Below are 26,068 nucleotides of genomic sequence, written 5' to 3'. Positions count from 1 at the left end.
CTTATTCAGGATCGCTCTTTTTCTGGCTCAAACCATATTCACGCAACTTATTGGCAATCGCGGTGTGCGAGACACCCAGGCGTTTTGCCAGTTTGCGCGTGCTGGGATAAGAGAGATAAAGCCGGGTTAATACTGAGCGCTCAAAGCGGCTGGTGATATCGTCCAGCGACCCTTCAATTGCATCATCCCCCAGCGGCATCTCCATCGCATATTCAGGCAACACAATATCCTGTGGACGCAGCTCATAGCCGTCCAGTTGAGTCAGTGCGCGATACAGCGCATTTTTCAACTGGCGCACGTTGCCCGGCCAGGTGTAACGGGTCAGGAAGGCATTCAGCTGTGCGGAGAGTTTTGGCCGTGGTACGCCCTGCTCATCTGCAAAGCGTGCGACAAACATTTCGGTCAGCGGCAGGATGTCCTGTGGACGATCGCGCAACGGCGGCAGGTTAAGCGTCAGTACATTCAGACGGTAGAACAGATCCTCGCGGAACTCACCGCGCTGCACCAGCTCCATCAGGTTTTTCTGCGTGGCGCAGATCACCCGCACATTCACATGAACTTCGTGCTCTTCGCCGACACGGCGGAAAGTGCCATCATTGAGGAAACGCAGCAGTTTGGTCTGCATGCGAGGTGACATTTCCCCGATTTCATCCAGTAGCACGGAGCCACCGCTGGCCTGTTCAAAGAACCCTTTTTTCCCTTCCAGCGCATTGGGGTAAGCGCCAGCCGCATGTCCGAACAGCTCACTTTCGGCAACATCATCCGGCAGCGAGGCACAGTTCAACGCCAGGAAAGGTTTTTTCCCGCGCGCACTGCGCAGATGGCAGGCGCGGGCCAGCATATCTTTTCCGGTACCGGTATCGCCCACAATCAACAGGGGTGCATCGAGCATTGCCAGTTTTCGTGCCTGATCCACCACCTGGCGCATTTTGCTGCTGACGGCAACAATGTGCTGGAACTCACTATCATCATTCACGATAAGATTCTGCAGCTGCTGGCCCATACGCGCTGTGGATTTCAGCAGTACCACGCCGCCGACCGGGTTCGGGGCCGCCGTATCTTCGTCCTGTGCATAGATCGGTGTGATCTCCATCAGGAAGTCGCGCCCCTGCAGCACAACGTGATGCGCTTCAGCCTCAATGCGTTCGCTCTCCAGCCAGTGCTGGAAATTGAAACCGGCGATCAACGATCCGGCACTGTAATTGCGCATCTTCTCTTCATTAAGGGAAAACAGGGCCTGGGCCGCCGGGTTCGCCAGTTCCACTTTGCTTTTCAGGTCAATGGAGAACACCGGATCAGGCAGGGCGACCAGCAGCGCGCTCAGTGCGCGATGTTCACGCTCTGAGGGCAAATAGGAGACGGTACGCACGTCAGTGACGCCGGGAATGCGGCGGATTTCCGCCATCAGCTGGCTGAACTGCTCAAAGCTGACGGTGGAAAAGTTAAGATAGATGCGGCCAATGGCGGCAATTTCGATACCGCGTAGATCGATGCTGCGTTCAACCAGCAGATCCAGCAGTTCACGGGTCAGACCGATTCGATCCTGGCAAAAAACTTCAAGACGCATGCGTTTTAACCTTTATTATCACAGTGCGGAGCGTATTGATGGATAATACGCTATCCCTCGTCAGGCCAGAAGTGTTCTGTCATGAAAAGTTGACAGTCTGTTTATGGATTGTCCTTCCCGCTGCGCTGCACGCTCTCTTTTAACTGCCCTATCAGCTCACGGCGGAAATCACCAAGGCGGGGTTTATCCCCTTCCAGCCACGGCAGCGGGCGGCACAGCTCCATCGCTTTAATCCCGAGGCGGGCGGTCAGCAGCCCGGCTCCAATCCCCTGTGCGGCGCGGGTGGAAAGTCGGGCGGCAAGATCTTGTGACATCCAGTCCATGCCCACTTCGCGGATCAGCTCCGACGCACCGGCAAAAGCGATGTTCAACAGCACCAGGCGGAACAGCCGCAGCCGACTGAAATAACCCAGCTCAATGCCATACAGCGCAGCAATGCGGTTCACCAGACGCAGATTGCGCCAGGCGATAAAGGCCATATCCACCAACGCCAGCGGGCTGACGGCAATCATCAACGTCGATTCAGCGGCATAACGGCTGATTTCACGCCGTGCCTGCCGATCCAGCACCGGCTGCACCAGTTGGGCATACAGTGCAACCACTTCACGATCGTTTTGCGTTTCATGCAACGAAGCCTGCCAGCGTTGCAGGGCCGGGTGACCAGACTCCAGCCCCGCCTGCTGCGCCAGCTTCTCGCAGAACGCGCGGCCCTGACCGCTGCCGTGGCTGGCCAGCAGTTCACGCGCCACGTCACGTTCTTCCGCCCTTTCACGCAGGCGGTAAAGACGGCGCCATTCGCCGATCAACGATCCGGCCCCTGCCGCGATAATCAACCCGCCCGCCACGCTGCCGCCGAGGCCGATCCAGTCCTGGATTATCCATGCCTGGTGTGCCCACTGTACGCCCTGAGCAACCACGCTGACACCAAACAGACCCAGACCCGCCATCACCATTTTGCGCCACAGGCTGCGTTTAGGCCGCAGTGCGGCTTCCACCGCCAGCTCACCGGCACCTTCCGGTTCAACATCCAGCTCTGGCTCCGTAGCCACGAAGTTATCCTGCTGCTCAGCAAACGCCTGCTGCTGGCGTAAAACAGGCGCCGGTTCGTCACTGAGCGGCTGGGCAAAATCAATTCTTGGTTTAATGGGTGCGTTCATCGCAGTTTATCTCCCAGTAAAAACTCTAGTGCAGCATCCATCCGGATATGTGGCAAAGGCCGGTCAACATCCAGATCCTGCGGGCGGAACTGTTCAAAATGGAACCCCTGATCCTGCCAGAATGCCTGTCCCGGCAGGCGAGGTGGCACTTCACCGGGGTAAACCGTCAGCGGGGTGTTGTCGGACAGACGGTGCCCACGCAGTGCCGGAATGCTTTCTCCCTGGTGATCAACACGGCCACTTTGGGTGGCCTGCACGGAGGCCAGCCCGATGCAGTCCATCTTGATGCCTTCAAACGCCGCGTTCTGCCAGGCATCCTGCACCAGTTGCTGGAGCAGCGACACCAGATTGGCATGTTGATCGGCGGTGACATGGTCGGATTTGGTGGCGGCAAACTGCAGTTTGTCGATAACCGGAGAAAACAGACGGCGAAACAGCGTGCGCTGGCCATAGGAGAAGCTTTGCATCAGTTGGGTCAACGCCAGGCGCATATCGTTAAACGCCTGCGGCCCGCTGTTGAGCGGTTGCAAACAGTCCACCAGCACGATCTGACGATCGAAACGCAGGAAGTGATTTTTATAAAACCCCTTCACCACGTGCTGGCAATAATACTGATAGCGGGCGCGCAACGTGCCGATATTACTGCCCGCATCGGCCTGCGCCAGGCGCGTTTCTCCCCCTTCTGCCACCTCGGGCCAGGGGAAAAATTGCAGGGCGGGTGCGCCGGCCATGTCACCGGGCAGCACAAAGCGGCCTGGCTGGATAAAGTGCAGGCCTTCCTGTTTACAGCGCTGTAGGTATTCGGTCCAGGCGGCGGCAATATCGGCCAGGCGGTTTTCATCTGCCGGGGCCAGCGGGTCCAGCCCTTCACATAGCTGGCGCCACTGCAGCGCCCATTCGGCGCGGTCACCCTGTAACAGGCCCGTCATCTGACGCGACCAGCTCAGGTAATCCTGTTCCAGCATCGGCAGGTCTAACAGCCATTCGCCAGGGTAGTCGACGATCTCCAGATAAAGCGTGGAGGTCTCTTTAAAGTGGCGAAGCAGTGATGCCTGCGAACGGTAGCGCAGCGCCAGGCGAATTTCACTGACGCCACGGGTTGGCGTTGGCCAGGCCGCCGGTGTGCCATAGAGTTGAGCCACGCCTTCATCGTAAGTAAAACGCGGGATACCGAGATCGCGCTGTGGGACGCGTTTCACGCCCAGCAGACGCTGTTCGCGCACGGCCGAGAACATCGGCAGACGAGCACCGGAATTGACGTTAAGAAGTTGATTCACCAGCGAGGTAATAAAAGCGGTTTTTCCGCTGCGGCTTAATCCGGTGACCGCCAGGCGCAGATGGCGATCCGCGCCGCGATTCACCAGCGACAGCAATTCATGTTGTAGTCGTTTCATCTGTGGCGTTGGCACCTTATTGTTGTGTGTTCCTTATCGTAACATCCTCATGCCATTGCTGCTTTATACCCAAAATAATTCGAGCTGCATGAAAGCGGCCCGATGAGCTTACTCGAGTATGTGATTCGGGTGACTGAGTGAAGCCAACGCACATGCAACTTGAAGTATGACGGGTATATTGACTCAGGGTGAGGGCTTCACCCAGCGCGCGGTGGCCCGGCGCATCACGCGTTTTAGTAACGGTTCCAGTGCCCAGGCCAGCAGGATCTTCAGCGGCCTGCGAGCCACCGATTTCACCGCCCAGCCGCTTAATCCGGCCGGACCGTAAGTGATGGCGCTGATGAGAATAAATTTCCCGGCCTTTTTCAGGCGCGGATGGGGCTGCCAGTGACGCATAATATGACTCCTGAAAAAGGACCGGAAGATTACAGCTGACTGAAACGGCTGCGCACGCTAAAGGTTTCCGAGGTGACATAACGCTCCACCTCGCGCAGCTCACGCTCGCCACCGTTCAACTCGTCGCTCAGCTCATCCAGCAGCTGATGTGCGCTGAGTGGTTTGTCGCGGCCCTGCTCACTCGGCGGCATATCCGGCAGTATCGCGGCCAGCAGCAGATAGCCCACGATGGTGAGTAAAAACAAACCGAAAAACAGCGACATGATAACAATCACACGCACCAGTAAGACCGGAACACCCAAATAGTCGGCAATGCCTGCGCAGACACCTTTAAGCTTCCCCTGCTCAGGGATGCAGTACAGTTTCTTCTGACTCATGGCTGCCTCCATTGAGGATGCTCGGCATCGAGGATGGCTTCCAGCGCCTGAATACGCTCACGCATTTTGCGTGCGTCCTGGGTCAGCTGCTGAAGCCGTTGCAGTTCGTTCTGCGACAGTTCCGCCCCACCGTTCTGGCGTTTTGTGTAATGCAGCCAGAGCCAGATCGGCGCGACGAACAGCAGAAACAACGTCAGGGGTAAGGCAATAATGAAGACACTCATTCACGTTCCTTGAAGGTTAAGCTTAACTGTTCTGGCCACTGCCGTGGCCAGTTCCGTTACTCACTGCGATTCATTTTCGCTTTCAACGCGGCCAGCTGCTGGCTGATTTCATCGTCAGCCTGTAACTCAGCAAACTCCTGGTTCAGCGTTTTCTTTTTACCGAAACTGTGGCTTTCGGCTTCAGCTTCCATGTGGTCGATGCGGCGTTCGAACGATTCAAAACGCGCCATCGCTTCATCAATTTTACCACTGTCGAGCTGACGGCGAACATCACGCGAAGAAGAGGCCGCCTGATGGCGTAACGTCAGCGCCTGCTGGCGGGCGCGGGTTTCGCTCAGTTTGCTTTCCAGTTCACCAATTTCCCCTTTCATGCGGGTCAGGCTCTCTTCAACCTGGCTGGCCTCCTGCTGCAATGAGGCGGTCAGGTCGGTGAGTTTCTGTTTTTCCATCAGCGCAGCGCGGGCGAGATCGTCTTTATCTTTACGCAGGGCCAGTTCGGCTTTCTCCTGCCATTCTGCCTGCTGGCTTTCAGCCTGATCAATACGGCGCAGCAGCTGTTTCTTCTCTGCCAGCGCGCGGGCTGAGGTGGAGCGAACTTCAACCAGCGTATCTTCCATCTCCTGAATCATCAGGCGCACCAGCTTCTGCGGATCTTCCGCTTTCTCCAGCAGCGAGTTGATATTGGCATTCACGATGTCGGCAAAGCGGGAAAAAATACCCATAATCAAAATCCTCTTGAGTTAGTGTCTGTTGTTCTTGCTGCATAATACTATTCAAAAGGCGTGCCAGTTTTTATCTTATTGATTTTCAATGAGTGCATCGCTTTACAGGATGACATGCAGCGACTAAAGTGGTTTTTATCACTAACACCTGGTGAAATTAATGATGAGTGAAAATCCTGATACCCTGCTTGGCGAGTCGAATAACTTTATTGATGTGCTGGAGCAGGTTTCCCGTCTGGCACCGCTAAATAAGCCCGTGCTGGTCATCGGCGAACGCGGCACAGGTAAAGAGTTGATTGCCAGCCGTCTGCACTACCTCTCTGACCGCTGGCAGGGGCCGTTTATTTCGCTGAACTGCGCCGCACTGAATGAAAACCTGCTGGACTCAGAACTGTTCGGCCATGAAGCAGGCGCCTTTACCGGCGCGCAAAAGCGCCATCTGGGGCGCTTTGAACGTGCCGATGGCGGCACGTTGTTTCTTGATGAACTGGCAACGGCGCCGATGCTGGTGCAGGAGAAATTACTGCGTGTCATTGAATACGGCCAACTGGAACGCGTTGGCGGTAGTCAGCCGTTGCAGGTCAGCGTGCGGCTGGTGTGCGCCACCAATGACGATCTGCCGCTGCTGGCCCGTGAGGGAAAATTCCGCGCCGATCTTCTCGACAGGCTGGCGTTTGATGTGGTGCAGCTGCCTCCGCTGCGCGAACGCCGTAGCGACATCCTGGTGATGGCACAGCACTTTGCCATCCAGATGTGCCGCGAATTGGGCCTGGCGCTGTTTCCGGGTTTTACCCCGGCAGCGGAGCAACGCCTGCTGGGCTATGGCTGGCCGGGTAACGTACGTGAGCTGAAAAACGTGGTGGAGCGATCGGTCTATCGCCATGCCAGCATCGAGGATCCGCTCGACAACATAATTCTTAACCCCTTCCAGCGTGTGGAACCTGCCGTCACGACAGAACCACAGGGTGATGATGCGCTGCCCGCCCTGCCGCTTGATTTACGTCACTGGCAGTATCAACAGGAAAAAATGCTGGTAGAAAAAGCGCTGACTCAGGCTCGCTTTAATCAACGCCGGGCTGCCGAGCTGCTGGGCGTGACCTATCATCAGCTGCGCGCCATGTTAAAGAAGCATGATATCAGTGTCAGTGAAGATTGAGGCCCGGGAAATCAGGCAAAAAAAAGCCCGCTCAAGGCGGGCTAAAAATACTGGAAGCAATGTGAGCAATGTCGTGCTCTTCCACGGTAGAGCCACCGTTGAAGCGCAGGGGAATAATAATCATTCTCAAGCCGATCTGTAAAGCACTTTGTTGAGAACCTTTCTCATTTCCATAACAAGTTCAGGCTTATTATTAACACCCCTTAACGGCTTGTGGGCATTTTTCTTCCCCTCGCCCTCGCAAACTTTGGGTGCAGCCTCCGAGTGCGGTACACTCTGTTTATTGCCTGAATTTTCAGAAGAGTTATGCGCAAATTATTCTCGATTTTGCTTCTCAGCCTTAGCGCGCTGAGTACCCCTGTATGGTCATCCACGCCTGGTGATATTCGCCAGAGTGGCTTCGTGTATTGCGTCAATGGCGTAATGAATACGTTTAATCCGCAGATGGCCAGTAGTGGGCTGGTGGTGGATACCCTCGCCGCCCAGCTTTACGATCGCCTGCTCGATGTTGATCCTTACACCTATCGGCTGATGCCGGAGCTGGCTGAAAGCTGGGAAGTGCTGGACGACGGCGCGACCTACCGTTTCCATCTGCGCCAAAAAGTGCCCTTCCAGCATACTGCATGGTTCACGCCAACCCGTACCATGAACGCTGATGATGTGGTGTTCAGCTTTGAGCGGGTGTTTAATCGCCAGCATCCGTGGCATAACGTCAACGGCGGCAGCTATCCCTATTTTGACAGCCTCCGGTTCTCTGACGCCGTGCAGAGCGTGAAAAAGATCGATAAAAACACCGTCGAAATCCGTCTTAACAGCCCGGACGCCTCATTCCTCTGGCATCTCGCAACACACTACGCGCCAGTTCTGTCGGCCGAGTACGCAGACCAACTCACCAAAGTGGACCGTCAGGAGCAGCTGGACCGTGAACCGGTCGGCACCGGACCCTTTATGTTGAACGATTATCACGCCGGGCAGTATGTACGCCTGCAACGTAACGACGCCTACTGGAAGGGCAAGCCGCGCATGTCACAGGTGGTGATTGATATGAGTGCGGGCGGTACCGGGCGGTTGTCCAAACTGCTCACCGGCGAATGCGATGTGCTGGCCTACCCTGCCGCCAGCCAGCTTTCTATCCTGCGCGATGATCCACGCCTCCGACTGACGCTGCGGCCGGGAATGAATATTGCCTATCTGGCATTCAATACGCGCAAAGCCCCGCTCGATCGCCCAGAGGTACGCCAGGCACTGGCGCTGGCGATCAATAACGAACGTTTGATGGAGTCGATTTATTACGGTACCGCAGAAACCGCTGCTTCGATTCTGCCGCGTGCTTCCTGGGCTTATGATACCGATGCGCGCGTGACCCCTTACGATCCCCAAAAATCCCGCGATCAGCTTAAGGCACTGGGCATTGACGATCTCCACCTCAATCTGTGGGTACCCTCGGCATCACAGTCCTGGAATCCCAGCCCGATGAAGACTGCCGAGTTGATTCAGGCAGATCTCGCCCAGGTTGGCGTTCGCGTGACCATCGTGCAGGTTGAAGGCCGTTTCCAGGAAGCCAGACTTATGGAGATGAACCACGACCTGACGCTGACCGGCTGGGCAACGGACAGTAATGACCCGGACAGTTTCTTCCGTCCGTTGCTGAGCTGTGCGGCAATTGCTTCCCAGACTAACTATGCGCACTGGTGCCACTCTGGCTTTGATGAATTGCTGCACAAGGCGCTGCTGTCGCAGCAACTGGCAAACCGCATCGATTATTATGACCGCGCCCAGGCGATGTTGTCTCAGGAGCTGCCGGTTCTGCCGCTGGCCTACTCTCTGCGTTTGCAGGCCTATCGCTACGATATTAAAGGGCTGGTACTCAGTCCGTTTGGCAATGCCTCATTTGCCGGTGTTTACCGCGATGGCGGCGAGGAGAAGTCACCGTGATTATTTATACGCTGCGCCGTCTGGTGCTGTTTGCCGTAACGCTGTTTATGTTGACGCTGCTCGGCTTCAGCCTGAGCTACTTTACGCCACACGCGCCGTTGCAGGGTGCGTCTTTACTGGATGCCTGGCTGTTCTGGTTTAAAGGGATTTTGCAGCTCGATTTTGGCGTTTCCAGCATTAACGGCCAGTCGATCAATCTGCAACTGCGCGAGGTTTTCCCTGCCACGCTGGAACTCTGCTTTATGGCATTTAGCGTGGCGCTGATGGTGGGGATACCGCTGGGGATTGCCGCAGGCGTGATGCGTAACAAATGGCAGGACAAAGCGATCAGCGCCGTGGCGCTGCTCGGATTTTCATTACCTGTATTCTGGCTTGCACTGCTGTTAACGCTGTTTTTCTCACTGAATCTCGGTTGGTTCCCGGTGTCCGGTCGTTTTGATCTGCTCTATCCGGTAAAGCATGTTAGCGGATTCGCCCTGATCGACGCCTGGATTACCGATTCACCGTGGCGCCATGAAATGATTATCAGCGCACTGAAACATATGGTGTTGCCAGTGACGGCGCTGGCCGTTGCCCCCACTACGGAGGTGATCCGTCTGCTGCGTCTCAGCACCCGTGAAGTGATGGAGCAGAATTACGTGAAAGCAGCGGCCACGCGTGGGTTGTCACTGTTTACCATTATTCGCCGCCACGTCCTGCATAACGCCCTGCCACCCGTGATCCCGCGCCTGGGTCTGCAATTTTCGACCATGCTGACGCTGGCGATGATCACCGAAGTGGTATTCAGCTGGCCTGGACTGGGGCGCTGGCTGATTAATGCCATTCGCCAACAGGACTATGCCGCTATTTCCGCAGGCGTGATGGTAGTGGGCAGCCTGGTGATTGCCGTTAACGTGCTTTCCGATATTTTAGGCGCCATGACCAATCCGCTGAAGCATAAAGAGTGGTATGCGCTGCGTTAATGGACATGGGATTTTATTGGTTCAATAATTAATAATATCCCGATGACAGGAATTTAAATACACTTAACCATCCCATCTAAATATTCCACTGCATTTCAGATGCAGCGGAATATACCTCTTTGTAGTTAGTTTCGTTGTTATTTCTACGCCATCCGCCTCTGTCGCCGGACAGCAATGTGACGCGCCAGGCAAATTACACGCCACAAACTTTTTATCAAAAAATGGTTTTGCTATGCTTGCTGGGTACTGAACACGGATGAATTAAGGATAAGTTATGTTTGATAAGGGAACTAAGGATGGCAGTCTGCGCCTGATGACGCCGGGCGAGATTAAAATGGCGCGAGAGATTTTTCGTGACACGATTAATTATCCTAAAGTGTGGATCCATAAAGGCAGTTATCTGCCTTTTGGTTTGCAACTTAAAAGAGCATCAATGTCACCCAATGGTGAGATGTACCTTCGAGAGTATTACAGTTCTGATTTTTCAAAGGCTCACTTTTTGTATCAGCACACCTTCATTCATGAACTGTCTCACGTATGGCAGTTTCAGCACGGTATGAATGTTAAATTAAGGGGGCTGATAAGCTGGGCTGCGCCCTATAAATATGCTCTAGATAGCTGGCCACTGAGTACCTATCGTATGGAACAGCAGGCATCAATCATTGCAGATTATTATCTCCTTACACAATTCAACGGGCATACTAACTGGAGAATGAATAGATTATGTACTAACTGTGATGACTTATCTTTTGAGGAGTTAATGCAGCAGTATAAATATACGTTAAGGGCATTCCCATGAATCCGTTAATGACAATAAAAAAATCACTATTTACCACCCTGTTTTTCCCTTTGCTTACTGGGTGTGGGTTATTAGGGGAACAGCTACCTCAATATGAGGTCGGCGAGGCATTCAGAGTGAATAATGGGTTATGCTTCCAGATTAAAAATACTGAGAATTATTATGTGGACTACCTCGCAATCAGAAATAGAGATGCACCCGAGATGTCTGGTTTCAACAGGCAGCTACCCGCCTTAACCATTTCTAAAAATAATTTTTGCATCCCAAGGAATTACTATCAATTCCCAGCATACGGTGAGATAAACGTTGTCATTGCTCTAATGTCACCCACGAAAACAATGATGATACGTCGCTATATTGTGTCTGAATTCAGAATGGTCGATGGTGAACCGCAGCCTTTCACTCCAGGAGAATACTCAGTACCTACTGCTGACTATATGCGCGAAAAAGAGTAAAAAACCGGGCCCTGTTTCGGGGCCATTTTCATCTCAACAATCACACTCAACAGGTTATGAAGATCAATCATAATTTGATTGCTGCTCAGTGATGCATACCCTCGGCAGCGGTCGAGTGAACGGCACAGGTCGACCGAAAAAAAGTTCGCCCCCAACCCAAATCACGAGAAGCCACCGAAGACGCGAAATTGCTGCCGGTGTTCCCTTGCTTGCGACAGTGATATCGAAGGATAATCGCCTATGCTGATCGTGACTGGCTGTGCTTTTCAGCCTGCAGCGTAAAAATTGTCGGTCACCTGAGATAAAAAAACTGACATGACGAGACGATCAAGGGATGATGCAGACTAAGGTTATGATATGAATCAAAAAACCATAGCAGACGACAACACACCCAGAAGAATTGAAGTGAAAACTCATGCCCACCGATAATATTTACGCTGAGAAGCGACCGCCCAGCCCCCTTCGTCATACCTGGGGGCTGTTTTACCGTGACACCACGGCGATGATCGGCTTCTATGCGTTTATCGCCGTGCTGCTGCTGTGCATTTTCGGCGGCCTGATCGCCCCCTACGGGCTTGATCAGCAATTTCTCGGCTATCAGTTGCTGCCGCCGTCCTGGTCGCATTACGGCGATGTCTCCTTCTTCCTCGGCACCGACGACCTGGGCCGCGATCTGTTAAGCCGCCTGCTGAGCGGTGCTGCTCCCACCGTTGGCTCGGCGATTGTCGTCACCCTGGTGGCTTCCGTCTGCGCCATGGTGCTCGGTGTGCTGGCCGGTCTGACCCACGGGTTGCGCTCTGCGGCGCTTAATCATGTGCTCGATACACTCCTGTCGATCCCCTCTCTGCTGCTGGCGATAATCGTCGTCGCGTTTCTCGGGCCGCGGCTGGAACATGCCATGCTGGCGGTGTACCTCGCCATCCTGCCGCGTCTGGTGCGCGCTATTTACAGTGCGGTGCATGACGAACTGGAAAAAGAGTATGTGGTGGCATCGCGCCTTGATGGGGCCAGCAGTCTGGATATTCTGTGGTACGCCATTCTGCCCAATATTCTGGCGTTGCTGGTGACGGAGTTTACCCGCGCCCTGTCGATGGCCATTCTCGATATTGCCGCTCTCGGCTTCCTCGATCTTGGCGCACAGTTGCCGTCTCCAGAATGGGGCGCCATGCTGGGCGATTCGCTGGAACTGATTTATGTTGCGCCCTGGACCGTGATGTTACCCGGTGCAGCCATTATGTTGAGCGTATTGATCGTTAACCTGCTGGGTGACGGTGTACGCCGTGCCATCGATGCGGGAGTTGAATAATGCCGCTACTCGATATTCGTAACCTGACCATTGAATTTATGACGGCCGATGGCCCGGTCAAAGCCGTGGATCGGGTAAGTATTACGCTGACGGAAGGCGAGGTTCGCGGCCTTGTGGGTGAGTCAGGTTCGGGGAAGAGTCTGATTGCCAAAGCGATTTGTGGCGTCACTAACGACAACTGGCGCGTCACCGCCGACCGTATGCGCTTTAATGATATCGATCTGCTGCACCTCTCGCCGCGTGAACGGCGTAAGATCGTCGGCCATAATGTGTCGATGATTTTTCAGGAGCCGCAGTCGTGCCTTGACCCATCTGAGAGTATCGGCACCCAGTTAAAACAGGCGATCCCCGGCTGGACATGGAAAGGCCGCTGGTATCAGCGCTTCGGCTGGCGCCACCGCCGTGCCATTGAGCTGCTGCACCGCGTGGGGATCAAAGATCATAAAGACATCATGAGCAGCTTCCCTTACGAGCTGACAGATGGCGAATGCCAGAAAGTGATGATTGCCATTGCGCTGGCCAATCAGCCGCGCCTGTTGATTGCCGATGAACCGACCAACGCCATGGAACCGACCACGCAGGCGCAGATTTTCCGCCTGCTGTCGCGTCTGAACCAGAATAACAACACCACTATTCTGCTGATCAGTCATGACCTGCAAATGCTCAGCCACTGGGCGGATCGGATTAACGTCATGTACTGCGGACAGACCGTTGAAACCGCCGTCAGCGAAGAGTTGATTACGGCGCCGCACCACCCCTACACTCAGGCCCTGATCCGCGCCATGCCGGATTTTGGTCGTTCTCTGCCGCACAAGAGTCGTTTGAATACGCTGCCAGGCACCATTCCTTCGCTGGAACACCTGCCGATTGGTTGCCGCCTTGGCCCACGCTGTCCTTACGCGCAAAAAGACTGTATGGCAACGCCGCGCCTTTCAGGCAGCAAAAGCCATCTTTTTGCCTGCCACTTCCCGCTGAATATGGAGAGTCAGTAATGGTTGATACACTGCTGGAAGTGCGCAATCTGAGTAAAACCTATCGCTACCGCACCGGTCTGTTCAGACGTCAGCACGTCGAGGCGGTCAAAGAGATCAGCTTCACGTTACAGGAACGTCAGACGCTGGCGATAATTGGTGAGAACGGTTCAGGAAAGTCGACACTGGCAAAAATGCTCAGTGGCATGATCGCACCGACGGCCGGAGAGATCGTGATTGACGACCATGCGCTGGAGTACGGTGATTACGGTTACCGCAGCCAGCGCATTCGTATGATTTTCCAGGACCCGTCAACCTCGCTGAACCCGCGTCAGCGCATCAGCCAGATCCTCGATTTTCCACTGCGTTTGAATACTGAGCTGAATTCCGCCGAGCGGGAGAAACGCATTATCGCCACGCTGCGCCAGGTCGGGTTACTGCGCGATCACGCCTCCTACTACCCCCATATGCTTGCCCCCGGTCAGAAGCAACGTATCGGTCTGGCACGCGCCCTGATCTTACAGCCAAAAGTGATTGTTGCCGATGAGGCGCTGGCGGCGCTGGATATGTCGATGCGGTCTCAGTTGATTAACCTGATGCTGGAACTGCAGGATAAACACGGGATCGCCTATATTTACGTCACTCAGCATCTGGGAATGATGAAACATATCAGCGACAAGGTGCTGGTCATGCACCAGGGTGAAGTTGTCGAACGCGGCAGCACGGCCGATGTGCTGGCCTGCCCGCTGCATGACCTGACGAAGCGTCTTATCTCCAGCCATTTTGGTGAAGCCCTGACGGCTGATGCCTGGCGCAGAGACCGCTGAGTATTATCACGAAATATTGTTCCCTCACGTGTAGTGGCTGACCTTCTGTTCCGGTCAGCCAGAACAGTGCACATCATCAACACGGGCCGATCGGAAAAATGATCGGCCCCTACAGTTCCGGTCACCCAGATAGGTATATGCCATTCAGCTATTTGATAGTACAGATCATTATTTCTATCGTGTTGCGGCTTACGCCAGGATACCCATGACATTCAGGCCCGCTGGTCATGGTGCCTTTTCCTGGCGCCCTCCCGGCGAGCCTTTGAACCCGAAAAGGAATGATCATGGAACAGCGCCGCTTTACCGGCAACAACCACTGGTATCATGAAACCCAGACCAGCCTGCCCGCCCAGCGTGCACCGCTGATGCCTGAAGCTGCCACTATTGAAGACCGTTTTTTGCTGGGTCTGGCGCAGCAGGCAGAAGGAGAACTGAACACCTTATTACAGCAGGTGCAACCCGCACTGCTGGCTTCGCGCGATCTCTATCAACTGTTGTTCCCATCGGAACTCACCACAACCCTGAGCCATACGCTGACACTGTACGATCGCCTCAGCAGTGCGCTGACGGTGGCGCAGGTGACCGGGGTGCAACGTCTTTGCAATCACTATGCTGCACGCCTCAATCCGCTTCCGGGGCCAGACTCATCACGTGAGAGCAATCATCGCCTGACACAAATCACCGAATATGCACGCCAGCTTGCCAGCCAGCCAACACTGATTGATGCCCTCTCCGTGCAGCGGCTTGACGATGTCGGCCTGAGCGCGCCGGATATTATCACGCTCGGTCAGATTATCGGTTTTGTGAGTTATCAGGCACGCGTTGTCGCCGGGGTTCATGCCCTGATGGCGCTGCCCGTACGCTGGATGCCCGGCGTGACCATTCCACCGGATGCCGCCAGCGAAAACTTCCTGAATTCCCTCCTCTGGCGCCCTGCGCTGCCGCCGCTGGAGTTACGCTACGCAGCGCCGGAACAGCTGGAAGCGCTCACCTTCTGCCAGCCACTGGCCGAACTTGAAACAGGCGCATGGCTGTTTGCCCATGATGGCAAAGCACTGTATGGCTGGGGCCGTCTGATCAACCAGCTGGAGGCGGCACGCAGCAGCAACGATTCCTCGCTGGCTGCGGCAGTCACTTCACGTATCAACGGCAGCGTGAGCTGTTTTGAACGTTATGCCGCAGGCAGCGAATGGCGGACGGCATTACAGGAGAGCGTGGAACAGGCTGTGAGCGTAGCGGATACCCTGCAACAGGCGGTGATTTCACTGGCAGCACAGCTGACACGTTCACCAGAAAGAGTGAATGCCGCCCATATTCAGCCGCTGAAAGACGCGGGTCTGAACAGTGCGCAGATATTCGATATCATTTTGAGTGTGGCGGCAGCCAGCTGGGGTAACCGGCTGATGCAGGGATTGGGCATTAACGGCGAATAACGCTAGTCCTTTAACCAGCGCCGGACTTCATCAAAGAAATGCTGGGCCAGCGGCGTAGCACGCCCTGGTTCAGCAATGACCACAGCCCCCTGTCGGGACATAGGCGGCATCGCCACCCGGCGGCGTTGCAACCCGCTGGTCATGCCGTCAATCAGATGCCCGACCGGCGACACCATACATCCCAGCCCGACCTGAACACCCTGTAGCAGTTGAAAGACGGATGTGGTTTCCAGCACCACACGCAGGGTCAGCCCCGCATCACGAAAGTGCCCGTCAATATAGCGGCGGAAATAGCGCGTCTGTTCAGCGAGGCAGAGCGGTAGCGCGGCCACTTCTTTCAGTATCAGCGGCTCATCGCCCTGTAACTGAGGAAAATGCTGCGGATGATAAAGCAGCTCAATGCCGTTATCGTCCAGGGTTTCCGCCTGGAAATGCAGCTCACGCAGTGTAGCCAGCTCAAAGAAGCCAATTCCTACATCCACGGTATGACTGTTCAGCGCATCCAGCAGCTGGTCGGCACTGAGTACGGCCACACGATAGTCGAGCTGCGGGTAACGATCGCCGATCGCCTTCAGCATCACTGGCAGGGAAATACTGCACTGCGGCACCACACCAATACGCAGCGTTCCATTAACGCCGTGTTTGAGTGACTCCACCTCCAGCTTGAGCCCCTGATACACCGAGACAATTTCCCGCGCCCAGGACAGCACGCGTTCCCCTTCCGGTGTAAAACCATCAAAGTTATTGCTGCGGTTAATCAGCGACAGTCCCAGCTCACGTTCCAGGTTTTTCAGGCGCATCGACAGCGTAGGCTGGCTGACAAAGCTGGCCTCGGCGGCGCGACCAAAGTGGCGCTCGCGCTCTAGATTACACAGATAGATGAGCTGTTTGATATCCATAATATTTACGCTTTAGTAAAACGTCGTGGCCAGCTGCGCATGGCGTTCAACCACCTTGTCGCCCGGCGTGGTTTTGAGGGTGAAGCGACAGGTCACGGGCACGCCCTGCTGATAATCGCAACGAGTAGTGGTTTCCCTGGTGCCTTCAGCAGTTTTGCTGATGGTCACGGCATCGGAGGGTTTATCACCGGCATCCGAGGCATATTTCTGCACCCCTTCCGAGATCGGGCGATCGCCGCTAAACGCATGCTGAGCAACCAGACGCCCCAGAGAGTCATACGTCAGTTCAACGCGATAGTCAGACTGTGTAGAAGAAAGCCCGGAAATAAGCCCGCTATCGTTGTAACGAATATCGATGGTGAAGTTGCCGCTGGTTTTGGACTGCACGTTGCATTTGCTATCCAACGTCAGGACAACGGGTTTTCCATTCTCTTCGCCGACCAGCTGGTTTTTTTCCCGACGCACGCTGATATTACCGACGTCGAGGTTGGTGACATCAAAATCCGTGACGCAGCCGTCCTTATCAAAATTAAATACCCCGTCGTAACGTTTCTCGCCGTTGGCATCAAAAATGGTCTGATGGGTGCTTTTTATCTTTCCGGGAATAGCCTCAAACTGATAAAGGAAAGACAGGTTTTTGATTTTTAATGAAATGCCTTCATCTTCTTCTTTTTTACAGCCCGCAAGAAGCAGCACCGGCAACAGCAAGGCTATCGTCGTTTTAATCTTGTCCATGCAACGTGGGTCCTTACCCGTCACAATTCGCATTGCAGATGCGTTGGGCGCGCCCCTTTGGGGCCAGCACAAGTGCTGTTCAAAAACGAGTAACGTTTTTGTCCTGCAATGCGAATTATTTAGGGTATATTGAGTTTTATCGGCAACTTAGCGCCTTTATTCAGGCGCTATCATACCGGGCCATTCAGGCCAGACCCAACGCACTTTTCACTTCATTGGCAATTTTTTCTACCTGCGGCCCATAAATCACCTGAACATCGTGGTCGCTGACGCGGTTGATGCCATTGGCACCGGTGCTCATCAAGGTATGATCGACCACCTCATTCATCTGTTTAACCCTCACCCGCAGGCGGGTAAAGCAGCAATCAACATCCTCTATATTGGCCTCACCGCCCAGCCCGCTGATAATAATGCGGGTGCGTTCATCCCCCGTCACCTTAGCGGCCTGAGGTGCCTCTTCTGACTCTCGCCCCGGTGTTTCCACGCGCATCCGCAGAATGACGAAGCGAAAACCGTAATAGTAGATCGGGATATAGATCAGCCCCAGCGCCACGCTCCACCACCAGGCGGTTTTACTGCCCCCCAGAATGCCGAAGACCACCAGATCGATAGCGCCCCCCTGCACATTGCCAATCATCAGATGCAGCAATGACATCAGCATAAAGGAGAGGCCGCTCAGCAAGGCATGAAATAGGTAAAGCACCGGGGAAACAAAGATGAAGCAAAACTCCAGCGGCTCCGTAATTCCGGTGGTAAAGGAGGTCAGCGCCCCGGCCAGCACCAGCGCTTTCACCCGCTGCTTATGCTCGGGACGCGCACAGTGATACATCGCCAGCGCGGCGGCGGGCAGGCCGAACATCATCACCGGAATTTTTCCCTGCGCCAGAAAACGTGTAGCGTCCTGCACCGTGGTATCCGGTACGGAACCCGGGTGCGTCAGCGAGGTATTAAAGATATTCAGTGCACCGACAATGGTCTGCCCGTCGACCGTGGCAATGCCGCCAATCGGCGTAAAACGCACCGTTTCATTGAGGATATGGTGCAACCCGGTGGGGATCAGCAACCGTTCGCTGGTGCCGTAGAGAAACGCACCGTACTGTCCGCTCTCACCAATCAGTTCGCCGACCCAGGCAATCCCGGCACCGATTGTCGGCCAGATGAGCGCCAGCAAGACGCCGACCAGCGGCAGCACCAGCACAGTGACAATCGGGACAAAGCGTCGCCCGCCAAAAAAGCTGATCGCCGTCGGTAGCTCGGTGGTGTAAAAGCGGTTATGAATCATTACCGTCACCAGCCCGGCAATCACCCCACCCAGCACGCTCATGTTGTAAGTGAAGATGCCCAGCATGGGAATAAATTCCGCGGAGGTCATCATCGCCGTAGTTTGATCCATCCCCTGCTGCTGCAAGGCCGCTGCGGTAGTGGTGGCGGCCGTCAGCCCCCGCGCTGCCAGGGTGGCGCTGATGCCGACGTGCATGGCGATAAAACCAATCACCGAGGCAAAGGCCGCCGTGGGTTTTTCTGCTTTCGCCAGGCCAATGGCGCTGGCTACAGCAAAGAACAGCGGCAGGTTAGCAAACAGCGCCCCCGCCACTTTGCGGATAAACCCAATGATCAGCTGCGGTATTTGCAAGCTGGCAAAGGCATCCCCGGTGATCACCGGGTTCTGCAACGCGGCCGCAACGCCTAAGAAAATACCGGCGGCGGCAATCACCGAAATCGGCATCATCAGAGCTTTACCGAAGGCATGGATTTTACTGGCAAACGCTTTCATCCGTCTCTCCCGCTGTCATTATCACGGGCTAAGTATGCGTTGCATGTCGGGGGATGCTGCCTTAATGGGGATATTCAACGGACAATCTTTGACCAACGTCACATTTCCAGACTTATCGCGATAAACACGACCTATCGCACCATCTCTGCAATCAATTAGACAATTCTTCGCTCGGATCGCAAAATCGCCAAAAAGAAGCAATAATTTTTTAACAACTATTCAACATAAGCCTGCGACATTATGAAATTTAAAGAAGCGATTAAGCCATACCAGGCCGCTGCGGGCGGCTGGGGTTCACTGGAAGCCACCACCCGTTTCGTCTTCGACAGCAAACAAGTGTTAAAAAACATGCGCAATTTGATGCGTATGAATAAGGCAAAGGGCTTCGACTGCCCGGGTTGTGCCTGGGGTGATGACAACAAAAGCACCTTCAGCTTCTGCGAGAACGGCGCCAAAGCCGTGACCTGGGAAGCCACCCCCCGCCATATCGGCGCTGACTTCTTTGCCCAGTACAGTGTTGCAGCCCTGTATCACCAGAGCGATTACTTCCTCGAATACCAGGGACGTCTGACCGAGCCGCTGCGCTATAACCGCGCCACTGACCACTATGAACCGATTAGCTGGGACGCGGCATTTGCCCTGATCGCCCGCCATATTAAGGCGATGGATCATCCCGACCGTATGGAGCTTTACACCTCAGGACGCGCCAGTAATGAAGCCTCCTGGTTGTATCAACTGTTCGGCCGCATGAACGGCAGTAACAACTTTCCTGACTGCTCGAACATGTGCCATGAAGCCAGTGGTGTCGGGCTGAAGCGCAGCATTGGCGTGGGGAAAGGCACCATCCGTCTGGACGATTTTGACCATGCGGACGCCATCTTTGTCTTCGGGCAGAACCCGGGTACCAACCATCCGCGCATGCTGCACAGCCTGCGTCACGCGGCCGACCACGGTGCTAAAATCGTCACGTTCAACACGCTGCGCGAACGCGGGCTGGAACGTTTTGCCGATCCGCAAAAACCGCTGGAAGTGGTCACCAGCATGGCAGGTAAAATCAGCTCAACCTATTACCAGCCGAACCTCGGCGGGGATATGGCCGCCGTGCGCGGCATGGTCAAAGTGCTGGCTGAGAACCATCGTGCATTGATCGCGGCGGGTGAGAAAGGCCTGTTCGATGAGATGTTTATCAATGCCAAAACGGAAGGTCTGGAGGCTTATCTTGCCGCCGTGGATGCCACGGAGTGGTCACAGATTGTCAGTCAGTCCGGTCTCAGCGAACAGCAGATCCGTGAAGCGGCAGCGATTTACCAAAGCGCCGAACGCGTGATTTGTACGTGGGCGATGGGTATCACCCAGCACAAACATTCTGTCGATACCGTGCGCGAGATCGTCAACCTGCAACTGTTGTTCGGGCAGTTAGGTAAAAAAGGCGCAGGCCTTTGCCCGGTACGTGGCCACAGTAATGTGCAGGGTAACCGTACGATGGGCATCGATGAAAAGCCGTCTCAGGCGTTTCTCGATAGTCTGGGGCAGCATTTTGACTTCGAGCCACCGCGCAACGTCGGGCACAACACGGTACAGGCGCTGGAAGCGATGCTGCGTGATGAAATCAAGGTGTTGATTGCCCTCGGGGGCAACCTGGCTGCGGCCGCTCCGGACAGCCCGCGTACCGAAGAAGCCCTGAAACGCTGCGGTCTGACGGTGCAGATCAGCACCAAGCTCAACCGCAGCCATCTGTGCCCTGGCGCGATTGATGCCCTGATCCTGCCGACGATTGGCCGTACCGAGCAGGATATTCAGGCCAGTGGCCCGCAGTTTATTACCGTCGAAGACTCCTTCAGCATGGTGCATGCGTCAGAAGGTGTGGGTAAACCGATAGCCGATACCCAGCGTTCTGAAACCTGGATCGTGGCTAACATTGCTCATGCAGTACTGGGCAGCGAGAAAGTGGACTGGCTCGGAATGGCGGACGATTACAATATCATTCGTGATCATATTGCGGCAACGCTGCCCGGTTTCAGCGATTTCAATGCCAAATGCGATCTGAAAGGCGGATTCTATTTAGGCAACGCGGCGGCTGAACTGCGTTTTAATACGCTGCATGAAAAAGCTCAGTTCAGCGCGGCCTCCCTGCCGACCTCGCTGTTCCCGGCGCTCGATGTTGAAGTGCCGTTCACGCTGCAAACGCTGCGTTCTCATGACCAGTACAACACCACCATTTACGGGCTGGATGACCGTTATCGTGGCGTTTACGGCCAGCGTGAAGTGCTGTTTATCAACCCGGAAGACATGGACAACATGGGCTACGCCGCCGGAGATAACGTCGATATCGAAACGCTGTGGAATGATGGTATTACCCGTAAAGTCAGCGGGTTTAAGCTGGTGCCCTATGCCATTCCGCGTGGGAATCTGGCCGCCTATTATCCCGAAACCAATCCGCTGGTGCCGCTTTCCAGTTTTGGTGACGGCAGCGGAACGCCCACCTCGAAGTCTGTGCCGGTGAAGATCAGTCTGTCACTTGTTGTGGCCGGAAGACGTATCGCCTGACAGACCCGGGCGGCCGCAAAAATGGCCGCCCACCACCACGTCAGAAAAGGCTTTTTACTTGCCGTGGAGCGGTTAATCGCGTAAAACTGTCTGCCGCTCTTAGGCCACGAAAACGTTGAAATTATGTTCCAGGATAACCCGCTGCTCGCGCAGCTAAAAGAGAAACTCCACTCCCAAACGCCGCGTGTTGAGGGTGTGGTAAAAGGCACGGAAAAAGGTTTCGGCTTCCTGGAAGTCGATGCACAGAAAAGCTACTTTATTCCGCCACCGTTTATGAAAAAAGTCATGCATGGTGACCGCGTTAGCGCCGTGATTCAGACCGACAAGGATCGTGAAGTTGCCGACCCTGAAACGCTGATTGAACCTTTCCTGACCCGTTTTGTTGGCCGTGTTCAGAAGAAAGACGATCGCCTGTCGATTGTGCCTGATCATCCGCTGCTGAGAGACGCCATTCAGTGCCGCCCTGACCGTAATGTGAAGCATGACTTCCAGGCCGGTGACTGGGCAGTGGCTGAGATGCGCCGTCATCCGCTCAAAGGCGATCGCAGTTTCTATGCCGAACTGACCGAATTTATTACCACTGCGGATGACCATCTGGCACCGTGGTGGGTGACGCTGTCTCGCCATAATCTGGAGCGTGAAGCACCGGATGTGGCAACGCCGGAAGAGATGCTGGACGAGCAACTGGAGCGTGAAGACCTCACTGCCCTAACCTTCGTGACCATCGACAGCGCCAGCACCGAAGATATGGACGATGCGCTGTATGTGGAAGATGCCGCCGATGGCGCGCTGAAACTGACCATTGCGATTGCCGATCCCACGGCCTATGTGCCCGCGGGGAGCAAACTCGATGCGGTTGCCGCTGAGCGCTCGTTCACTAACTACCTGCCTGGTTTTAACATTCCGATGCTGCCGCGCGAGCTGTCTGATGACATCTGTTCGCTGCGTCCGAATGAGCGACGTCCTGTGCTGGCCTGCCGCGTGACTATCGCCGCTGACGGCACACCGGGAGATGACATTCAATTCTTCGCGGCCTGGATTGAATCTAAATCCAAGCTGGCGTACGACAATGTCTCTGACTGGCTGGAAACTAACGGTACCAGTGAATGGCAGCCGGAAAGCGACGCCATTGCACAACAGATTAGTCTGCTGCACCGTCTGTGCCAGGCGCGCAGCGAATGGCGTCAGACACATGCGCTGGTGTTCAAAGACCGCCCTGACTTCCGCTTCCTGTTAGGCGAGAAAGGCGAAGTGCTGGATATCATTGCCGAGCATCGTCGCATTGCTAACCGCATCGTTGAAGAATCGATGATCCTGGCCAACATCTGCGCGGCTGCCGTGCTGCGCGATAAGCTGGGCTTCGGGATCTACAACGTGCACCTTGGTTTCGACGACGTGAATGCCGAGCAGGCTGCCGCCGTTCTGGCGAACCACGGTGTGACGGCAGATCCCGCAGCCATTGCCACGCTGGAAGGTTTCCGCACGCTGCGCCGCGAGCTGGATACACTGCCGACTCAGTTCCTCGACAGCCGTATTCGTCGCTTCCAGTCATTTGCTGAAGTCAGCACCACACCAGGCCCACACTTCGGCCTTGGTCTGGATGCCTACGCAACCTGGACCTCTCCGATCCGTAAGTATGGCGATATGGTGAACCACCGCCTGCTGAAAGCGATCATCAAAGGGGAAGCGGCCAGCCGCCCTGCGGATGACGTCACGGTGAAGATGGGCGAACGCCGCCGTCAGAACCGTATGGCAGAGCGCGATGTCGGAGACTGGTTGTACTCGCGTTTCCTGCAGAAATCGGTCGGTACTGACCAGCGTTTCAGCGCGGAAGTGATCGATGTTTCCCGTGGCGGTATGCGTGTACGTCTTCAGGAAAATGGTGCGGTTGCCTTTATCCCTGCCCCGTTCATCCACGCGGTGCGTGATGAGCTGGTGTGCAGCAACGAGAATGGCACCGTGCAGATCAAAGGCGATGTGGCTTACCGCGTCACCGACCTGATTGACGTGACCATCGCCGAAGTGCGTATGGAAACCCGCAGCGTCGTTGCCCGTCCGGTTGTCTGATTGTCTTCAACGGGATAGCCTGTTGGCTATCCCGTATTTTCCTCTGTTATTGCCCTTCCCCTTCTGAAACGAAAAAATCGCCTGCGCCTCACACTTCTTTACTTACCGCCTGTCATTAACACTTTTTTACATTACGGTTAACTTGTCCCTCTTCTTAATGGATCTGACAAGGAGTTACGTGATGAAGAACGTCAAAGCCGGATTGATCTGGTTACTGGTGGCGTTAGCAGGTGCTGTGGCTTTCGCCATGCTGGCGCTTAACCGGGGCGAACCCGTGAACGCGCTATGGCTGGTGGTGGCCGCCGTCGCCTGTTACAGCATTGCTTATCGCTTTTACAGCCTGTTTATTGCCCGTCGTATTTTCGAACTGGATGACCGTCGCATGACGCCCGCTGAGCGTCACAATGACGGTCTGGATTATGTTCCCACCAACAAATGGGTGCTGTTCGGCCACCACTTCGCTGCCATTGCCGGGGCTGGCCCACTCGTCGGCCCGGTGCTGGCGGCACAAATGGGCTTTCTGCCCGGCACGCTGTGGATCCTGATTGGGGTGATGCTGGCGGGTGCCGTGCAGGACTTCCTGATCCTGTTTATTTCCACCCGCCGTGATGGCCGTTCACTGGGTGAAATGGCGAAACAGGAACTGGGCGCCTTCGCCGGGGTGATCACCATGCTGGGCGCACTGGGGGTGATGATTATTATTCTCTCGGCGCTGGCGCTGGTGGTGGTCAAGGCGTTGACCAACAGCCCCTGGGGTCTGTTTACGCTGGCGGCCACCTTGCCTATCGCGCTGTTTATGGGCGTGTATATGCGCTTCCTGCGGCCAGGAAAAATCGCTGAAGTGTCGCTGATTGGCTTTGTGCTGATGATGGCCGCGATTATCTACGGCGGGGATATCGCTCTGCATCCATACTGGGGGCCTTTCTTTACGCTAAAAGGCACCACGCTGACTCTGGTACTGGTGATTTACGGGTTTGTTGCCTCTGTGCTTCCCGTCTGGCTGCTGCTGGCACCGCGTGACTATCTGTCCACCTTCCTGAAAATCGGCGTGATTGTCGGTCTGGCCGTTGGCATCGTTTTTGCCATGCCGGAGATGAAAATGCCGGCAGTGACCAAATTCATCGATGGTAGCGGCCCGGTGTTCTCAGGGGGACTGTTCCCGTTCCTGTTTATCACTATCGCCTGTGGGGCAATCTCTGGGTTCCATGCGCTGGTCTCCAGCGGCACCACGCCGAAGCTGGTGGAGCGAGAAAGCCACATCCGCATGATCGGCTACGGCGCCATGCTGATGGAGTCTTTCGTCGCCATCATGGCGTTGATCTGTGCCTCCGTGATCGACCCCGGTGTCTACTTTGCGATGAACGCCCCGGCGGCGCTGATTGGCACCACCGTCGAAAGTGCCAGTCAGGCGATCAACAGCTGGGGGTTTGTTGTTACACCGGAGGTGTTAACCGCCATCGCCCGTGATGTCGGAGAGATGTCAGTGCTGTCGCGCGCAGGTGGCGCACCCACCTTTGCGGTGGGCATGGCGCATATCATTACCGAGGTCTTTAACAGTCGGGCGATGATGGCCTTCTGGTATCACTTTGCCATCCTGTTTGAAGCGCTGTTTATCCTGACCGCCGTCGATGCCGGTACGCGCGCCTGTCGTTTTATGGTGCAGGACCTGGCAGGTACGGTGGTGCCTTCGCTGGCGAATAATCGTTCCTGGGTAGGCAATATTATCGGCACCGCGGTGGCCGTTGCAGGCTGGGGGTTCTTCGTCTATCAGGGCGTCATCGATCCGCTTGGCGGCATTAATACGCTCTGGCCGCTGTTTGGTATCGGTAACCAGATGCTGGCGTCCATGGCGCTGATCCTCGGCACCGTGGTGCTGTTTAAAATGAAGAAGCAACGTTACGCCTGGGTCACGATTGTGCCCACCGTCTGGTTATTTATTACCTCAATGACGGCAGGATGGCAGAAGATTTTCCATGAAAAACCCGCCATTGGGTTCCTGGCCCAGGCGAAAAAGTTCAGCAAGGGTATCGACCAGGGGATCGTTATTGCCCCGGCGAAAACCGTGGCGGATATGCAGACTATCGTGATCAGTAACCAGATCAATGCCGGGCTGTGTGCCTTCTTTATGCTGGTGGCCATCACTATGCTGGTGGCGGCATGCTTTGCCATCCGACGCGCATTGCACAGCGATCTACCTACCGTTCGTGAAAGTCCGGTCGTACTGCGCGATGAAAAAGTCAATATCTGATGAGTAAGCGGCTGACAGTAAAGGGTTTTAAACGCAACTATCTTGAAGGATATTTTCCCGACAAAAGGGTCACCTTAGTCAAATTATCCTGCTAATCTGCCCCCCCGACCGCCATGT

At 55.2% G+C, this 26,068-nt stretch carries 22 protein-coding genes; 12 read left to right on the top strand and 10 right to left on the bottom strand.

What is annotated here, in order from left to right; translation table 11 throughout:
- Position 1: 1 nt before the first annotated feature.
- The 7 genes from tyrR to pspA all read right to left on the bottom strand — a co-directional run bounded on the left by tyrR (position 2) and on the right by pspA (position 5,837).
- Positions 2–1,567 carry a transcriptional regulator TyrR gene (gene tyrR / locus LJN55_RS11150; RefSeq protein WP_133845024.1) on the bottom strand — a complete coding sequence of 522 codons (1,566 nt, stop codon included), beginning with the start codon at positions 1,565–1,567 and terminating at the stop codon, positions 2–4.
- Positions 1,568–1,668: 101 nt separating this feature from the next.
- A complete protein-coding gene (locus LJN55_RS11145; protein ID WP_227536257.1) occupies positions 1,669–2,724 on the bottom strand; it encodes a YcjF family protein in 1,056 nt (351 codons plus the stop codon).
- Positions 2,721–4,118: a YcjX family GTP-binding protein gene (locus tag LJN55_RS11140; protein ID WP_133845028.1), complete on the bottom strand. Its 1,398-nt coding sequence runs from the start codon at positions 4,116–4,118 to the stop codon at positions 2,721–2,723. The genes LJN55_RS11145 and LJN55_RS11140 overlap by 4 nt, the downstream gene beginning before the upstream one ends.
- Before the next feature lie 183 nt (positions 4,119–4,301).
- On the bottom strand, positions 4,302–4,514 hold the full coding sequence (pspD, locus tag LJN55_RS11135) for a phage shock protein PspD (RefSeq protein WP_227536256.1): 213 nt from the start codon (positions 4,512–4,514) through the stop codon (positions 4,302–4,304).
- 29 nt (positions 4,515–4,543) lie between these two features.
- Positions 4,544–4,891, bottom strand: coding sequence for an envelope stress response membrane protein PspC (gene pspC, locus LJN55_RS11130; RefSeq protein ID WP_227536255.1), 348 nt, complete (start codon positions 4,889–4,891; stop codon positions 4,544–4,546).
- On the bottom strand, positions 4,888–5,115 hold the full coding sequence (gene pspB, locus LJN55_RS11125; RefSeq protein WP_133845034.1) for an envelope stress response membrane protein PspB: 228 nt from the start codon (positions 5,113–5,115) through the stop codon (positions 4,888–4,890). The genes pspC and pspB overlap by 4 nt, the downstream gene beginning before the upstream one ends.
- Positions 5,116–5,171: 56 nt before the next feature.
- Entirely contained in the window at positions 5,172–5,837 is a 666-nt protein-coding gene (gene pspA, locus LJN55_RS11120) for a phage shock protein PspA (RefSeq protein WP_227536254.1), read from the bottom strand.
- Positions 5,838–5,997: 160 nt separating this feature from the next.
- Between pspA and pspF the strand changes: the two genes are divergently transcribed.
- The 9 genes from pspF to LJN55_RS11075 all read left to right on the top strand — a co-directional run bounded on the left by pspF (position 5,998) and on the right by LJN55_RS11075 (position 15,681).
- On the top strand, positions 5,998–6,993 hold the full coding sequence (gene pspF, locus LJN55_RS11115) for a phage shock protein operon transcriptional activator (protein WP_133845038.1): 996 nt from the start codon (positions 5,998–6,000) through the stop codon (positions 6,991–6,993).
- Positions 6,994–7,299: 306 nt separating this feature from the next.
- Entirely contained in the window at positions 7,300–8,928 is a 1,629-nt protein-coding gene (gene sapA, locus LJN55_RS11110; protein ID WP_227536253.1) for an ABC transporter substrate-binding protein SapA, read from the top strand.
- Positions 8,925–9,890 (top strand): putrescine export ABC transporter permease SapB, encoded by a 966-nt coding sequence (gene sapB, locus LJN55_RS11105; RefSeq protein ID WP_159337165.1) that lies wholly within the window; start codon positions 8,925–8,927, stop codon positions 9,888–9,890. The genes sapA and sapB overlap by 4 nt, the downstream gene beginning before the upstream one ends.
- Positions 9,891–10,164: 274 nt before the next feature.
- The gene (locus LJN55_RS11100; RefSeq protein WP_227536252.1) at positions 10,165–10,689 is read left to right on the top strand and encodes a type IV secretion protein Rhs; all 525 of its coding nucleotides are present in this window, start codon (positions 10,165–10,167) and stop codon (positions 10,687–10,689) included.
- Positions 10,686–11,144: a putative T6SS immunity periplasmic lipoprotein gene (locus LJN55_RS11095; RefSeq protein ID WP_227536251.1), complete on the top strand. Its 459-nt coding sequence runs from the start codon at positions 10,686–10,688 to the stop codon at positions 11,142–11,144. The genes LJN55_RS11100 and LJN55_RS11095 overlap by 4 nt, the downstream gene beginning before the upstream one ends.
- Positions 11,145–11,559: 415 nt before the next feature.
- Positions 11,560–12,450 (top strand): putrescine export ABC transporter permease SapC, encoded by an 891-nt coding sequence (sapC, locus tag LJN55_RS11090; protein ID WP_133845060.1) that lies wholly within the window; start codon positions 11,560–11,562, stop codon positions 12,448–12,450.
- The gene (sapD, locus tag LJN55_RS11085) at positions 12,450–13,442 is read left to right on the top strand and encodes a putrescine export ABC transporter ATP-binding protein SapD (protein WP_133845062.1); all 993 of its coding nucleotides are present in this window, start codon (positions 12,450–12,452) and stop codon (positions 13,440–13,442) included. Before sapC ends, sapD begins: the two co-directional genes overlap by 1 nt.
- Positions 13,442–14,248 carry a putrescine export ABC transporter ATP-binding protein SapF gene (gene sapF, locus LJN55_RS11080; protein WP_133845064.1) on the top strand — a complete coding sequence of 269 codons (807 nt, stop codon included), beginning with the start codon at positions 13,442–13,444 and terminating at the stop codon, positions 14,246–14,248. The genes sapD and sapF overlap by 1 nt, the downstream gene beginning before the upstream one ends.
- Positions 14,249–14,532: 284 nt before the next feature.
- Positions 14,533–15,681, top strand: a complete 1,149-nt coding sequence (locus tag LJN55_RS11075) for a CMD domain-containing protein (protein ID WP_133845066.1) — start codon at positions 14,533–14,535, stop codon at positions 15,679–15,681.
- Positions 15,682–15,683: 2 nt separating this feature from the next.
- Here LJN55_RS11075 and LJN55_RS11070 read toward each other — a convergent pair whose 3' ends face one another.
- The 3 genes from LJN55_RS11070 to LJN55_RS11060 all read right to left on the bottom strand — a co-directional run bounded on the left by LJN55_RS11070 (position 15,684) and on the right by LJN55_RS11060 (position 19,089).
- A complete protein-coding gene (locus LJN55_RS11070; protein ID WP_133845068.1) occupies positions 15,684–16,580 on the bottom strand; it encodes a LysR family transcriptional regulator in 897 nt (298 codons plus the stop codon).
- A 12-nt stretch (positions 16,581–16,592) separates the two neighbouring features.
- Entirely contained in the window at positions 16,593–17,315 is a 723-nt protein-coding gene (locus LJN55_RS11065; protein ID WP_227536250.1) for a YnfC family lipoprotein, read from the bottom strand.
- A gap of 184 nt (positions 17,316–17,499) precedes the next feature.
- The gene (locus LJN55_RS11060; RefSeq protein WP_227536249.1) at positions 17,500–19,089 is read right to left on the bottom strand and encodes a PTS transporter subunit EIIC; all 1,590 of its coding nucleotides are present in this window, start codon (positions 19,087–19,089) and stop codon (positions 17,500–17,502) included.
- Positions 19,090–19,329: 240 nt separating this feature from the next.
- Between LJN55_RS11060 and LJN55_RS11055 the strand changes: the two genes are divergently transcribed.
- From LJN55_RS11055 to LJN55_RS11045, 3 genes are all read left to right on the top strand, one after another.
- Positions 19,330–21,636 (top strand): FdhF/YdeP family oxidoreductase, encoded by a 2,307-nt coding sequence (locus LJN55_RS11055; RefSeq protein WP_227536248.1) that lies wholly within the window; start codon positions 19,330–19,332, stop codon positions 21,634–21,636.
- A gap of 123 nt (positions 21,637–21,759) precedes the next feature.
- The gene (locus LJN55_RS11050) at positions 21,760–23,703 is read left to right on the top strand and encodes an exoribonuclease II (RefSeq protein WP_227536247.1); all 1,944 of its coding nucleotides are present in this window, start codon (positions 21,760–21,762) and stop codon (positions 23,701–23,703) included.
- A gap of 181 nt (positions 23,704–23,884) precedes the next feature.
- The gene (locus tag LJN55_RS11045; protein WP_227536246.1) at positions 23,885–25,951 is read left to right on the top strand and encodes a carbon starvation CstA family protein; all 2,067 of its coding nucleotides are present in this window, start codon (positions 23,885–23,887) and stop codon (positions 25,949–25,951) included.
- Positions 25,952–26,068 lie beyond the last annotated feature (117 nt).

The sequence above is a fragment of the Erwinia rhapontici genome (assembly GCF_020683125.1).
Taxonomy (GTDB): Bacteria; Pseudomonadota; Gammaproteobacteria; order Enterobacterales; family Enterobacteriaceae; genus Erwinia; species Erwinia rhapontici.
The sequence above is the reverse complement of the archived record's forward strand: the minus strand, read 5'-3'. Positions and strand labels throughout refer to the sequence as shown.

Bases quoted from the DNA above. Each gene is read 5' to 3' on its own strand.
- tyrR (WP_133845024.1), bottom strand. From the start codon at position 1,567: ATGCGTCTTGAAGTTTTTTGCCAGGATCGAATCGGTCTGACCCGTGAA.
- LJN55_RS11145 (WP_227536257.1), bottom strand. From the start codon at position 2,724: ATGAACGCACCCATTAAACCAAGAATTGATTTTGCCCAGCCGCTCAGT.
- LJN55_RS11140 (WP_133845028.1), bottom strand. From the start codon at position 4,118: ATGAAACGACTACAACATGAATTGCTGTCGCTGGTGAATCGCGGCGCG.
- pspD (WP_227536256.1), bottom strand. From the start codon at position 4,514: ATGCGTCACTGGCAGCCCCATCCGCGCCTGAAAAAGGCCGGGAAATTT.
- pspC (WP_227536255.1), bottom strand. From the start codon at position 4,891: ATGAGTCAGAAGAAACTGTACTGCATCCCTGAGCAGGGGAAGCTTAAA.
- pspB (WP_133845034.1), bottom strand. From the start codon at position 5,115: ATGAGTGTCTTCATTATTGCCTTACCCCTGACGTTGTTTCTGCTGTTC.
- pspA (WP_227536254.1), bottom strand. From the start codon at position 5,837: ATGGGTATTTTTTCCCGCTTTGCCGACATCGTGAATGCCAATATCAAC.
- pspF (WP_133845038.1), top strand. From the start codon at position 5,998: ATGATGAGTGAAAATCCTGATACCCTGCTTGGCGAGTCGAATAACTTT.
- sapA (WP_227536253.1), top strand. From the start codon at position 7,300: ATGCGCAAATTATTCTCGATTTTGCTTCTCAGCCTTAGCGCGCTGAGT.
- LJN55_RS11100 (WP_227536252.1), top strand. From the start codon at position 10,165: ATGTTTGATAAGGGAACTAAGGATGGCAGTCTGCGCCTGATGACGCCG.
- LJN55_RS11095 (WP_227536251.1), top strand. From the start codon at position 10,686: ATGAATCCGTTAATGACAATAAAAAAATCACTATTTACCACCCTGTTT.
- sapC (WP_133845060.1), top strand. From the start codon at position 11,560: ATGCCCACCGATAATATTTACGCTGAGAAGCGACCGCCCAGCCCCCTT.
- sapD (WP_133845062.1), top strand. From the start codon at position 12,450: ATGCCGCTACTCGATATTCGTAACCTGACCATTGAATTTATGACGGCC.
- sapF (WP_133845064.1), top strand. From the start codon at position 13,442: ATGGTTGATACACTGCTGGAAGTGCGCAATCTGAGTAAAACCTATCGC.
- LJN55_RS11075 (WP_133845066.1), top strand. From the start codon at position 14,533: ATGGAACAGCGCCGCTTTACCGGCAACAACCACTGGTATCATGAAACC.
- LJN55_RS11070 (WP_133845068.1), bottom strand. From the start codon at position 16,580: ATGGATATCAAACAGCTCATCTATCTGTGTAATCTAGAGCGCGAGCGC.
- LJN55_RS11065 (WP_227536250.1), bottom strand. From the start codon at position 17,315: ATGGACAAGATTAAAACGACGATAGCCTTGCTGTTGCCGGTGCTGCTT.
- LJN55_RS11060 (WP_227536249.1), bottom strand. From the start codon at position 19,089: ATGAAAGCGTTTGCCAGTAAAATCCATGCCTTCGGTAAAGCTCTGATG.
- LJN55_RS11055 (WP_227536248.1), top strand. From the start codon at position 19,330: ATGAAATTTAAAGAAGCGATTAAGCCATACCAGGCCGCTGCGGGCGGC.
- LJN55_RS11050 (WP_227536247.1), top strand. From the start codon at position 21,760: ATGTTCCAGGATAACCCGCTGCTCGCGCAGCTAAAAGAGAAACTCCAC.
- LJN55_RS11045 (WP_227536246.1), top strand. From the start codon at position 23,885: ATGAAGAACGTCAAAGCCGGATTGATCTGGTTACTGGTGGCGTTAGCA.